The organism is Pseudomonas sp. REB1044, assembly GCF_038813925.1.
Taxonomy (GTDB): domain Bacteria; phylum Pseudomonadota; class Gammaproteobacteria; order Pseudomonadales; family Pseudomonadaceae; genus Aquipseudomonas; species Aquipseudomonas boreofloridensis.
In genome coordinates, this window is record NZ_CP046139.1 from 3873133 (window position 1) to 3885668 (window position 12536).

General features: G+C 63.6%; 13 protein-coding genes. 8 read left to right on the plus strand and 5 right to left on the minus strand.

Annotation, left to right across the window (positions count from 1 at the left end):
- The first annotated feature begins 209 nt into the window (after positions 1–209).
- The gene (locus GKC70_RS17630) at positions 210–632 is read left to right on the plus strand and encodes a GNAT family N-acetyltransferase (RefSeq protein ID WP_342649433.1); all 423 of its coding nucleotides are present in this window, start codon (positions 210–212) and stop codon (positions 630–632) included.
- 8 nt (positions 633–640) lie between these two features.
- Here the strand turns inward: GKC70_RS17630 and GKC70_RS17635 are convergent, their stop codons facing one another.
- Positions 641–1597, minus strand: coding sequence for a YihY/virulence factor BrkB family protein (locus GKC70_RS17635; protein ID WP_342649434.1), 957 nt, complete (start codon positions 1595–1597; stop codon positions 641–643).
- Positions 1598–1790: 193 nt separating this feature from the next.
- Positions 1791–1967, minus strand: coding sequence for a CsbD family protein (locus GKC70_RS17640; protein WP_080754705.1), 177 nt, complete (start codon positions 1965–1967; stop codon positions 1791–1793).
- A 213-nt stretch (positions 1968–2180) separates the two neighbouring features.
- Here GKC70_RS17640 and GKC70_RS17645 point away from each other — a divergent pair, with 213 nt between their 5' ends.
- A complete protein-coding gene (locus GKC70_RS17645; protein WP_342649435.1) occupies positions 2181–3653 on the plus strand; it encodes a right-handed parallel beta-helix repeat-containing protein in 1473 nt (490 codons plus the stop codon).
- 121 nt (positions 3654–3774) lie between these two features.
- Positions 3775–4155 (plus strand): hypothetical protein, encoded by a 381-nt coding sequence (locus tag GKC70_RS17650; protein WP_037028026.1) that lies wholly within the window; start codon positions 3775–3777, stop codon positions 4153–4155.
- Here the strand turns inward: GKC70_RS17650 and GKC70_RS17655 are convergent, their stop codons facing one another.
- A complete protein-coding gene (locus GKC70_RS17655; protein WP_342649436.1) occupies positions 4156–4992 on the minus strand; it encodes a S1-like domain-containing RNA-binding protein in 837 nt (278 codons plus the stop codon). It lies immediately after the preceding gene.
- 124 nt (positions 4993–5116) lie between these two features.
- Here GKC70_RS17655 and GKC70_RS17660 point away from each other — a divergent pair, with 124 nt between their 5' ends.
- Positions 5117–5977, plus strand: a complete 861-nt coding sequence (locus tag GKC70_RS17660; RefSeq protein WP_342649437.1) for a DUF6279 family lipoprotein — start codon at positions 5117–5119, stop codon at positions 5975–5977.
- Positions 5978–6061: 84 nt separating this feature from the next.
- A complete protein-coding gene (locus tag GKC70_RS17665; protein ID WP_295484918.1) occupies positions 6062–6937 on the plus strand; it encodes a DMT family transporter in 876 nt (291 codons plus the stop codon).
- Between the two features lie 41 nt (positions 6938–6978).
- On the opposite strand, the gene GKC70_RS17670 is transcribed toward GKC70_RS17665, so the two are convergent.
- Together GKC70_RS17670 and cysK are read right to left on the minus strand one after the other, a co-directional pair.
- Positions 6979–7914, minus strand: a complete 936-nt coding sequence (locus GKC70_RS17670) for an aspartyl/asparaginyl beta-hydroxylase domain-containing protein (RefSeq protein ID WP_029613695.1) — start codon at positions 7912–7914, stop codon at positions 6979–6981.
- Positions 7915–8122: 208 nt separating this feature from the next.
- On the minus strand, positions 8123–9097 hold the full coding sequence (gene cysK, locus GKC70_RS17675; RefSeq protein ID WP_342649438.1) for a cysteine synthase A: 975 nt from the start codon (positions 9095–9097) through the stop codon (positions 8123–8125).
- A gap of 135 nt (positions 9098–9232) precedes the next feature.
- Between cysK and GKC70_RS17680 the strand changes: the two genes are divergently transcribed.
- The 3 genes from GKC70_RS17680 to GKC70_RS17690 all read left to right on the plus strand — a co-directional run bounded on the left by GKC70_RS17680 (position 9233) and on the right by GKC70_RS17690 (position 12513).
- On the plus strand, positions 9233–10306 hold the full coding sequence (locus GKC70_RS17680; RefSeq protein WP_342649439.1) for a DUF748 domain-containing protein: 1074 nt from the start codon (positions 9233–9235) through the stop codon (positions 10304–10306).
- Positions 10307–10478: 172 nt separating this feature from the next.
- Positions 10479–11324 carry a MoxR family ATPase gene (locus GKC70_RS17685; RefSeq protein ID WP_029613698.1) on the plus strand — a complete coding sequence of 282 codons (846 nt, stop codon included), beginning with the start codon at positions 10479–10481 and terminating at the stop codon, positions 11322–11324.
- Positions 11325–11334: 10 nt separating this feature from the next.
- A complete protein-coding gene (locus GKC70_RS17690) occupies positions 11335–12513 on the plus strand; it encodes a VWA domain-containing protein (RefSeq protein ID WP_317872032.1) in 1179 nt (392 codons plus the stop codon).
- Positions 12514–12536 lie beyond the last annotated feature (23 nt).

Genomic DNA, 12536 nt, shown 5'->3' on the forward strand with positions numbered 1-12536 from the left:
AAGACCTTGAAGACAATCGGCTAGATCGACTTCTTGTGCCGTCACTGGCGTGGAGAAGTTGTCACCGAAGCGGTGACACGAAGCACGAATCCCGCTTCGGACAGTGCGAAAGGGATAGCTGAAATTTTACGCCCGCCACGCAATACGTGAACCCGGCAGTCGGAGTTTCACCCTTGCTCCAAATGCAACAATCTGCGACAAAGCTGCCCATGACTCCGCCTGACTATCAACGGCTATGCCACTCACAGCGCCGCTTGCTCGATCATTTCTATCGCCAGCAGGGCTCGCGCATGCGCGCCAGTGGTGACGGGGAGTCATGGGTAGCACGGGCTAACGGCTTGATCGGCGCGCTGAGCCTGACGCCGCTTGCCGGGGGTCAGTGGTTGACGGGATTGTTCGTCGCCGAACCCTGGCGCAGGAAAGGCATCGCGGCGGGATTGATCGAGGCGTCATTGGCAGCACGTCCTGGCCCGACCTGGCTGTTCTGCCACCCCGACCTGCAGACCTTCTACGCTCGGCTGGGTTTCGACTTAACCCCCACCCTGCCCGCCGAACTGGCTTCTCGGTTGGCCCGCTACCAGCGCAGCAAGTCACTGGTGGCGCTGGTGCGGGCGGGGTTCACGCCAGGCTGAATCGCGCTTCAGGCATTAGGCTGGCGCGGGTGCGACTCGGCCGATACCGGCTGCTCGTGGCCAAGCACGGTGATGGTTTCCTTGGGTTTCTCGCCGTCGAAGTCCTTCTCCCCAGGATCCTTGCCCTCGGCCGACATGTGCTCGATCACCGCATTCATCTCGGCGCCCAGCAGCAGCACCGCAGAGGAAATGTAGAAATACAGCAGCAGTACGATGATCGCCCCGATGCTGCCGTACATGGCGTTGTAGTCGGCGAAGGTTTTCACGTAATAGGCAAAGCCCAGTGAAGCCAGGATCCACACGACCACCGCCAGCACAGACCCCGGCGTGATGAAGCGGAATTTCTGTTTCACATCCGGCATGACGTAATACATCAACGCCACCGCGACCATCATAAGCAGGATGATGACCGGCCAACGGAGCACCGTCCAAACGGTGACGATCACCTCTTGCAGGCCGACCTGGGCGGCGATCCACTCCATCACCTGCGGGCCAAGTACCATCAGTGCCGCCGCCATCAGCAGCATGCCGGCGATACCAATGGTGTAGAAGATCGACAGGGGAATGCGCTTCCACACCGGACGGCCTTCGGGCACGTCATAAGCGGCGTTCATTGCGCTCATCATCAGGCGCACACCGGCCGAGGCGGTCCACAGGGCGATGACGATACCCACCGACACCAGCCCACCCTTGGACTGCTGCAACTGGTCGATCACCGGATTGACCTGCTCCAGCGCCTGGGGCGGCAACACCAATTCGGTTTGCAGGCGCAGCCAGGAGAAGAAGTCGGGAAGGTGCAGGAAACCGATCAGGGCGATCAGGAACAGGATGAAGGGGAACAGCGAAAACAGCATCTGGTAGGCCAGTGCCGAGGCGTAGGTGGACATCTCGTCGTCAAGGAACTCCTGGACGGTGCGCACCATCACGCGGTGCAGAGGCAGCCCCTGCAAGGCGGGAAAAATCATAGCGTCTCCTTTCGCCGCTCGATCGTCGTGGTTGTCACAAGGCGGTCAAGTCTAATAGACCACGCGGCTGGTGTACTGCTCCCTGCCTGTTTCAGGAAAAAACCTACTCAGGTTGCGACAACCCACAGTAAAGGCCGCCGTGTGAAGGAGCGTAGTCGCTCATCCACTAGGCGGCCTTGAGCGTTACAGGCAGTTACTTATCGAGCTTGTCCTTGACCTTGCCGACTTTCTGCTGCGCTTCACCCTTCAGTTCCTGGGCTTTACCTTCGGCCTTCAGCTTGTCGCTGTCGGTGACCTTGCCAACACCTTGCTTGACGTTGCCGATGGCTTCGTTCGCCAGGCCCTTCGCTTTGTCTTTAGTGCCGCTCATGGTGAATCTCCTGATAGAGACACGTGAACCGTGCCGACAAAAGGTTGACCGCTGGGCTTGTCGGGGAGTTTCAAACTTTTTCGCCTCGCCGAGCCCGGCGGCAAACAACGGGCGAATACCGCACCGAATCGACCTTCGCTCACTGCAAGGGCCTGACCCGCGCCTCTAGAATCGGCCGCTCATAACAACAACAGTTTGCGGACCTACCTGCCCATGCGTCTGATCACCTTGCTCGCAGCCGCCCTGCCGCTGCTGCCCCTGCCTGCCCTGGCGGCAGACCCGACCACCCCTGAAATCCTGCGCGTCGATCGTTACAGCGACGATGGCCAGCCCGGCACCCTGCGCTGGGCGCTGGAAACCAGCAATGCAGCCCCTGGCCGTTATCGCATCGACATCGTGCCCGTGGGCGAGCCGCCTTATGTCATCCGCCCCAACCGGGCGCTGCCGGAGATCAAGGGGCCGCTGCGCATCACCGGGCTGTCCTGGGCGCGTGACGGTCAATACATCGCCATCGACGGCTCCGGCTACATCCGCGACCAGGGCGTGCGGACCTGCCCCGGCGCCCTGCCCGGCCAGTTCGGCACCAACGTGCGCACGATAAGCTACCCCGGCCTGGTGCTGCGCGACACCCAGGGCGTGCACGTGAGCGGTTTGGAGGTACGCAATTTCTGCATCGGCATCCTGGTCAACCGCGCCAGCGGCAACGTGATAGAGGACAACCGCATCGTCGCCAACAAGGGCGGTGCCGGCATCATGCTCACCGGCGACGACGGCGCCGGTAATCCGACCGCCACCACCACGATCAACAACAAGGTGTTGCGCAATCAACTGATCGACAACGGCGACGGTCTGGAACTGACCCGTGGCGCGGCCTTCAACCTGGTGGCCGACAACCTGTTCCGCTCCACCGACGCCAATCCCGAGCCGTCCCAAGGCATCGAAATCCTGCTGGGCAACGACAACACCGTGGTGCGCAACCGCTTCGAGCACTACTCCGACGGTCTGCAGATCAACTGGGGCAAGCGCAACTACCTGGGCGCCAACACCTTCACCGGCAACTCCATCGGCGTCAGCGTCACGGGCGAAGACAACGTGCTCGACGGCAACCTGATCCACGGCAACCGCATCGGTGTGGCCCTGCGTCCAGAGCCACAAGTGACTGCCACGCGCCTGACCGCCAACCGCATCTGGGGCAACGGCCTGGACATCCGTCGCTGCCAGGCGGGCGGCTCGTGCGTGCCGAACCAGCGTACCGGGGCCATCGTCTTCGGCGTGCCGGCCCAGGCGCATGCGCTGTACGTCGGCTCACGCGGCGTCGGAGCGGAGTTGGCGAAGCAGGACCAGGCGATCATCTGCGACGCCAACGGCCGGCCCCAGCCGTGCCAGCCGCTGCCCAACCATAATCAACCCGCGCCACGACTGTTGGCGTTGGACGGCGCGTTGCTCAGAGGAGAGGTGCAGGGACCGGCCTCGAGCCGGCTGCGTATCGAAGTGTTCGGCAACTCCACGGCCGATGGCCAGGAGGCCGAACACTATCTGGGCGAGGTGCTGGCCAACAGTGATGCTCAGGGCCGCGCACGCTTCGAGATGACGTTGAACGACATCGACGCACTGCACAGTTTCACCGCCACGGTGACGACCGCCGATGGCGCGACCTCGGAGTTGAGCCCGCCATTACGGCGATGAGCCGGGCCATGGCAGCGACGGCTAGTATGCCGTAGCTGCCGTGAGCCTTGCAGACCTTGCCGCGCCCCGCGCCGCCTTGCACAATGTCAGGCCTTTCAAGCGTCAACCCGCAGGAACCTGCATGAAACTCGACAAACCCACCGCCATTGCCCGGCGCAACGAAGCGCTGGCCCGGCCGGTGCTCGACCGCGACAACACCCTGTTCGCCATCCTCGACAAGAAACGCAACCTGTGGTGGTTCGAGGTGCCGGTGGGCTTGCTGCGCAAAGGCCAGCCCGACTGGGTCAACCTGCTGCTGCACACCCCCGATACCGACACGCTGCAACACTTGAAGGTGCCGGTGAACTTCTTGCGCGCGCATCAGGAACAGATGGAAATCCGCAACCCCGGCAAGCGCCGCTCGACCATCAGCCTGGCGCTCAGCGCCGACCGCGACTCGCTGCTGCGCGACACCCGCCCGGGCGGTGAGCAGTTGGACTTCAGCCCCTTCGTGCAGGGCTGATCAGGCGCGCTCGATGCGATCGTCATGGATGACGATCAGCCCCTGCCTGAACAAGCCGCCGATCGCTTTCTTGAAGTTGCCCTTGCTGACGTTGAACAGCTTGGCGATGACGTCCGGCGAGCTCTTGTCGCACACCGGCAACACCCCACCGGCCTCCTCCAGGCGCTTGAGGATCTGCGCCTGCAGGTCGTCGGCCAGCGCCGCGCCCACTGGTTGCAGGCTCAGGGCAATCTTGCCGTCGTGGCGCACTTCCTTGATGAAGCCCTGTTCGTGCATCCCCGAACGCAGGAACTTGAACACCTCGTTCTTGTGGATCAGGCCCCAGTGGCGACTGTTGATGATGGCCTTGAAGCCCATCGGCGTCTCGCCAGCCACCAGCAGTTCCACCGGCTGACCAGGCGAATAGTCGGCCGGGGTGCGATCGAGGTAGCGGTCCAGGCGCGCGGTGGCGGTGATGCGCCGGGTGCGCTTGTCGAGGTAGGCGTGGACCACGCAGTAGTCGCCGATCTTCAGCGGCTGCACTTCTTCGGAGTAGGGCATCAGCAGGTCCTTGGACAGCCCCCAGTCGAGGAAGATACCGGCGCCGTTGATGTCCTTGACCTTGAGACTGGCGAAGCCACCGACCTGGATCTTGGGCTTTTCGGTGGTGGCGATCAGCTGATCTTCGCTGTCCAGGTAGATGAACACGTTGAGCCAGTCGTCCAGCTCCAGCTCAGCGTCTTTGGGGAAGTAGCGCCTGGGCAGGAGGATCTCGCCGTCGGCGCCGCCGTCCAGGTAGAGACCGAACTCCACGTGTTTCACGATTTGCAAACTGTTGTAACGCCCAAGCAGAGCCATTTCCGATGTTCCTCCAGACAAGGCGGCTATTCTACACCCGATGCGCCCAGGCTGCCGATCCGCTGGAACCGCCGAGCGTACCGCCGCGTCTACTCCCTGGTCCGTCACCTGCAAGGATTCGCGCATGCCTGCCCAGCTCATCCGCACCCTGGTGCTCATCGTCGGCCTGGCCCTGACGCTGGGGGCCTGCACGCGTATCGACCTCGCCTACCGCAACCTCGACCGCCTGGTGCCCTGGTCGCTGGGCGACTACCTGGACATGAACCGCCAGCAGAAGGCGCTGCTCGACGAACGGCTCAAGGATCACTTGGCCTGGCACTGCAAAACGCAGTTGCCGGGCTATCTCGACTGGCTCGACAAGGTCCGGCAGATGGTCGCCGACAAGGCGGTCACCGACCAGGCCTTGCAACAGCGCACCGCCGAGGCGCGCCTGGCCATCGGGCGGGTGGCCGAGGCGATCACCCCGTCGGCCGCCGAGCTGTTGCGCGACATGAGCGATGCCCAGGTGGCCGAGATGCGCAAGGCGTTCAGCGACGACATCGCCGAGCGCCAGAAAGAATACGTCGACACCCCGCTGCCCAGGCAGATAGAAGAGCGCGCCACGCGTATGCACAAGCGCCTCAAGCCCTGGCTGGGCGAGCTCAGCGCCGTCCAGCGTCAGCGGGTGATGAGCTGGTCCCAGGCGCTGGGCGATCAGAACCGCGAGTGGATCGCCAACCGCCAGGCCTGGCAGCAGCAGTTGCTGCTGGCCATGGACCAGCGCCAAACCCCGGCCTTCGAGCCGCGCCTGGCGCAGTTGCTACAAGACAAGCAGAGCCTGTGGTCGCCGGCCTACCGCGCTGCCTTCGACAACACCGAGCGCCAGGCCCGCAGCCTGTTGGTCGACTTGCTGCAGCAGAGCAGCACGGCGCAGCGCCAGTTGCTGATCGAGCGGCTGGGCAAGGTGCGCCAGGACTTCAGCCAGTTGAAGTGCCTCAAGGGCTGACCGGTTCACATCGCAAGAAACGACAGGAAAGCCCCTCCCCGCTCACGTACACTCGCGCCCCTGTCCCGTCCACCGGAGATGTCCGTGAGCCCCATCGCCCTCGCCCGCCTGCTGATCCTCGCCGCCGTCTGGGGCGCGAGCTTCCTGTTCATGCGCATCATCGCGCCAGAGCTGGGCGCGCTGCCCACCGCCTTTTTCCGCGTGTCCATCGCCTGCCTCGGGCTGATCGCCATCCTCGCCGCCGGGCGCGTGCGCTGGGACTTTCAGGGCAAGCTCGGCGCCTGTCTGGTGCTGGGCATGATCAACTCGGGCATTCCGGCGACCTTCTATTCGGTGGCCGCGCAAGTGCTGCCCGCCGGCTACTCGGCGATCTTCAACGCCACCACGCCGCTGATGGGCGTGCTGATCGGCGCGCTGTTCTTCCATGAGGCCATGACCCTGCCCAAGCTGTGCGGGATTTTCCTGGGGCTGTTCGGCGTGGCCATCCTCAGCGGTGCCGGCCCGGTCGCGCTGGACCTGGCGCTGCTGCAAGGCGCGCTGGCGTGCCTGGCCGCGACCACCTGCTATGGCTTCGCCGGCTTTCTCGCACGGCGCTGGATCAGCGGGCTGGACAGTCGGCTATCGGCCCTGGGCAGCATGCTCGGTGCCACCTTGCTGCTGGCCCCGCTGTTCGCCTGGAGCGCCTTGACCCAGCCGCCGCCCAGTTGGGGCGGCTGGTCGGTGTGGGGCTCGTTGCTGGGACTGGGGCTGGTGTGCACGGCGTTCGCCTACATCCTGTACTTCCGCCTGCTGGACGAGATCGGGCCGGTCAAGGCCACCACGGTGACCTTTCTGATTCCGGTATTCGGCGTGCTCTGGGGGGCGTGGCTGTTGGGCGAGCCGCTGTCGCTGGCGCACCTGTATGGCGGGGTGATGATCGGCGCGGCCTTGTGGCTGGTGCTGCGACCGGCGCGCCGCTGAGGGAAGGCCCCGGCGTCGTCGACGACGCCGGGACAGGCAGATCAGAACAACCAGCGATACAACAGGTAGGCCACCAATACGGCCAGCACCGGTCGCAGCACACGGTAGGCCTTGGGGTTGGCCCGCTTGAACTGTTTCACATGGGTACTGATGCGGTTGCTGAAGCGCTTGCTCCAGGCGTAGGCCTGGTTGATGCCCCCCACGCGCTCGTCGTCGGTGTTCTGCGGCGCGGTGGCGCGGCCGAGGAACGCGCTGACCTTGCGGTTGATGCGGGTCATCAGCGGGCTGTTCAGCGGACGCTCGACGTCGCAGAACAGGATCACCCGGGTCACGTCGGTTTCATTCTTCACCCAGTGCACGTAGGTTTCGTCGAACATCACGTCCTCGCCGTCACGCCAGGCGTAGACCTGGCCGTCGACGTAGATGCGGCAGTCGTCGGAGTTCGGCGTGGACAGCCCCAGGTGATAGCGCAGGGAGCCGGCGAACGGATCGCGGTGCGGATTGAGGTGGCTACCGCCGGGCAGCAGGGCGAACATCGCACCCTTGACGTTGGGGATGCTGTTGACCAGTTCCACGGTGCGTGGGCACAGCGCCTCGGCCGAAGGCAGGGCCTTGTCGTACCACTTCAGGTAAAAACGCTTCCAGCCCTTCTTGAAGAACGAACCGAAGCCGGCATCGTTGTCCTTTTCCGCAGCGCGAATGTAACCCTCGTCGAACAGGCGCATGGCCTCTTCGCGAATTTCCTGCCAGTTGTTCTTCAGTACATCCAGCTCGGGAAAGCGCTGACGGTCCAGGTACGGCTTGGACGGCACCCCGGAGAACAGGTACATCAGGCTGTTATAGGGCGCGAACAGCGCCGAATGGTTGACGAACTGGCGCAGCACCGGCAAGCGCGCCTTGCCCCGCAGGTGCACGAACAGCACACTGCCGAAGAACACCAGCAGGACACCCGCCTTGGCGAGGAAGGAAAAGGTCATGCAACACTCCTTTGGGGGAATCAGGCCGTCCCCGAATAGCCGGACATGATAAACCCATCCCAGACAGCTGCAACCTGATCCCGATCAAGCCTTTTTTTGGAGCTACAAGTGGCGAGCTTCAAGCGGCAAGCTGATCGGTGGCGTTCCACGGTGCAGCTTGCAGCTTGCAGCTTGTAGCTTGTTGGCGCTTGGCCCTGAGCGCCTGCGCTCAGGGCTGGAGTTCCTGGTCGGTGAACAGGTCGCTGAAGAGCATGCTCGACAGGTAGCGCTCGCCGGAGTCAGGGAGAATCACCACCAGCGTCTTGCCTTGCATTTCCGGCTTTTCTGCCAGGCGGACGGCAGCGGCCATGGCGGCGCCGCAGGAGATGCCGCAGAGGATGCCCTCTTCCTGCATCAGACGGATGGCCATGGCCTTGGCTTCTTCGTCGGTGACCAACTCCACCTGGTCGACGATCGACAGGTCCAGGTTCTTCGGGATGAAACCGGCACCGATGCCCTGGATCTTGTGCGGGCTTGGCTTGAGCGCCTCACCGGCCAGGGCCTGGGTGATCAGCGGCGAGGCCGCCGGCTCTACCGCCACCGACAGGATCGACTTGCCCTGGGTGTGCTTTAGGTAGCGTGATACGCCGGTAATGGTGCCGCCGGTGCCCACGCCCGCCACCAGCACATCGACCGCGCCGTCGGTGTCGTTCCAGATTTCCGGGCCGGTGGTCTTCTCGTGGATGGCCGGGTTGGCCGGGTTCTCGAACTGGCCTGGCAGGAAGTAACGCGCAGGGTCGGAGGCGACGATCTCGTCGGCCTTCTCGATCGCGCCCTTCATGCCCTTGGCCGGATCGGTCAACACCAGCTCGGCGCCCAGCGCCTTGAGCACCTTGCGCCGCTCCAGGCTCATGGACGCCGGCATGGTCAGGATCAGCTTGTAGCCACGCGCAGCCGCGACGAAGGCCAGGCCGATGCCGGTGTTGCCCGAGGTCGGTTCGACCAAGGTCATGCCCGGCTTGAGCTTGCCGCTGCCTTCGGCGTCCCAGACCATGTTGGCACCGATGCGGCACTTGACCGAATAGCCTGGGTTGCGTCCTTCGATCTTGGCCAGGATGGTCACCCCACGCGGGGCGATGCGATTGATCTGCACCAGCGGCGTGTTGCCGATGGAATGGGCGTTGTCGGCGTAGATACGGCTCATGGCTGCAGTCCTTGAATCGTGGGAAACAGACGGAAAACCTCAAGGGTAAGCCTGCCCCCAGCACGGCGTAAAGCCCGGTCGAACCAAGCCGGGCAACGGGCGGTCAACCGCACAACCTGACCTGGAGACCCTGGGATGAAAGCTCGCTATCGCTGGCCGCTGCTCGGCCTGGCTGGCCTGGTCGTGCTGTTGGTGGCCCTGCATCTGGCCCTGCCCTACCTGGTGCGCGACTACCTCAACGACAAGCTGGCCGACATGGGCGACTACCGCGGCCAGGTCAACGACGTGGACCTGGCCTGGTGGCGCGGGGCCTACCAGATCAACGGGCTGAAGATCGTCAAGACCAGCGGCAAGGTGCCGGTGCCGCTGCTCGATGCACCGCTGATCGACCTGTCGGTGAGCTGGCATGCACTGTGGTACGACCAGGCGGTAGTGGCCGAAGTGGCCTTCGTGCACCCGGAACTGAACTTCGTCGACGGCGGCAGCAACCAGAACTCCCAGACCGGTCAGGGCACCGACTGGCGCGCGCAATTGGAAAAGCTGTTGCCGATCACCCTGAACGAGGTGCGCATCGACGACGGCACCCTGACCTTCCGAAACTTCAATTCCAAGCCCCCGGTCAATCTCAAGGCCACTCGACTGCAGGCCAGCATCCGTAACTTGACCAACGTGCGCGACGAGGCTGGCCGTCGCGATGCCAGCTTCCAGGCCACAGCCTTGATCGCCGGCGACGCCAAGGTGGAAAGCCGCGCCACCTTCGATCCGTTCAGCGACTTCGACGACTTCGAGTTCCGCCTGCGGGCCACGGGTATCGAACTGCGCCGCCTCAACGACTTCGCCAGCGCCTACGGCAAGTTCGATTTCAATGCCGGTAATGGCGATGTGGTGATCGAGGCCCAGGCCGAGAACGGCCGGCTCAAAGGCTACATCAAGCCGCTGTTGCGCGACGTGGACGTGTTCGACTGGCAGCAGGACGTGGAGAACAAGAACAAGGGCGTGTTCCGCTCGATCTGGGAAGCGCTGGTCGGGGCCAGCGAAACCGTGCTCAAGAACCAGCCGAAGAACCAATTCGCCACCCGCGTCGAGCTCAGCGGCAGCGTTCACCAGCAGGACATCAGCGCTTTCGAGGCATTCCTGCAGATCCTGCGCAATGGCTTCGTCCAGGCCTTCAATGCCCGCTACGAACAGCCCGCGCCGACCTCGAATTGAGCGTTGCCTGACGGGGCATTCAGCCAGTGAATATCGGGTCTGCATTTTCGCTCGCCGAGGTGCAGGTTATAGTCGCGGGCACATCACCGACACGCGTCGTCAATGGTGCAGCCTTCGCGGATGAACCCGCTCCCCCAAGGCTACCGCTGACACCTCATAAAGGAACGGTTTCATGAAATTCGAAGGCACCCGCAACTACGTCGCCACCGACGACCTGAAGCTGGCGGTCAATGCGGCCATCACCCTCGAACGCCCGCTACTGGTCAAGGGCGAGCCCGGCACCGGCAAGACCCTGCTCGCCGAACAACTGGCCGAGGCCCTGGGCGCGCGCCTGATCACCTGGCACATCAAATCCACCACCAAGGCCCAGCAGGGCCTGTACGAGTACGATGCCGTCAGCCGTTTGCGCGACTCGCAGTTGGGCGTGGACAAGGTCCACGACGTGCGCAACTACCTGAAGAAAGGCAAGCTCTGGGAAGCCTTCGAGGCCCAGGAACGGGTCATCCTGCTGATCGACGAAATCGACAAGGCTGACATCGAATTCCCCAACGACCTGTTGCAGGAACTCGACCGCATGGAGTTCTACGTCTACGAGACCGACGAAACCATCAAGGCCGCCCAGCGCCCGATCATCATCATCACCTCCAACAACGAGAAGGAACTGCCCGACGCGTTCCTGCGCCGCTGCTTCTTCCACTACATCGCTTTCCCCGACCGCGACACCCTGCAGCGCATCGTCGATGTGCATTACCCGAACATCAAGGCCTCACTGGTCAGCGAAGCGCTGGATGTGTTCTTCGACGTGCGCAAGGTGCCGGGCCTGAAGAAAAAGCCTTCCACTTCCGAGCTGGTCGACTGGCTCAAGCTGCTGATGGCCGACGACATCGGCGAAGCGGTGCTGCGCGAGCGCGATCCCACCAAAGCCATTCCACCGCTGGCCGGCGCGCTGGTGAAGAACGAGCAGGACGTGCAACTGCTCGAACGCCTGGCCTTCATGAGCCGTCGCGGCAACCGCTGAGGGCCTGGCCATGCTGCTCAACCTGTTCAACGAACTGCGCGCAGCCAAGGTGCCGGTGTCGCTGCGCGAACTGCTCGACCTGCTCGACGCCCTGCAGCAGCGTGTGGTCTTCGCCGACATGGACGCGTTCTACTACTTGGCCAGGGCCATTCTGGTCAAGGACGAACGGCATTTCGACAAGTTCGACCGCGCCTTTTCCGCCTATTTCAACGGTCTGGAACGCCTCGACCATCACCTCGAGGCGCTGATCCCCGAAGACTGGCTGCGCAAGGAGTTCGAGCGTTCGCTCAGCGCCGAAGAGCGTGCGCAGATCCAGTCCCTGGGCGGGCTGGACAAGCTGATCGAAGCCTTCAAGCAGCGCCTGCAAGAGCAAAAGGAACGTCACGCCGGCGGCAACAAATGGATCGGCACCGGCGGCACCAGCCCGTTCGGCTCGGGCGGTTTCAACCCCGAGGGCATTCGCGTGGGCGATGCCGGGCAGCGCCAGGGCAAGGCGGTCAAGGTGTGGGATCAGCGTGAGTACAAGAACCTCGACGACCAAGTCGAACTGGGCACACGCACCATCAAGATGGCCCTGCGCCGCTTGCGCAAGTTCGCCCGTGAAGGCGCCGCCGAGGAACTCGACATCGACGGCACCATCGACCATACCGCCCGCGATGCCGGGCTGCTGAACATCCAGATGCGTCCGCAGCGACGCAACACCGTCAAGCTGCTGTTGCTGTTCGACATCGGCGGCTCGATGGACGCCCACGTCAAGGTCTGCGAGGAGCTGTTCTCGGCCTGCAAGACCGAGTTCAAGCACCTGGAGTACTACTACTTCCACAACTTCGTCTACGAGACGGTGTGGAAGAACAACCTGCGCCGCAACGCCGAACGCTTCGCCACGTTCGACCTGCTGCACAAGTACGGCGACGACTACAAGGTGGTGTTCGTCGGCGACGCCGCCATGGCGCCGTATGAAATCACCCAGCCGGGCGGCAGTGTCGAGCACTGGAACGAAGAAGCGGGTTATGTGTGGATGCAGCGCTTCAGGGAGAAATTTCGCAAGATCGTGTGGATCAACCCCTATCCCCGGCAGACCTGGGACTACACCGCGTCCACGCACCTGGTGCGTGAACTGATGGAAGACCGCATGTACCCGCTGACCTTGCAGGGCCTGGAAGAGGCGATGCGCTACCTGTCGAAATAGCGCGGCCACTGACCGGCGATAGC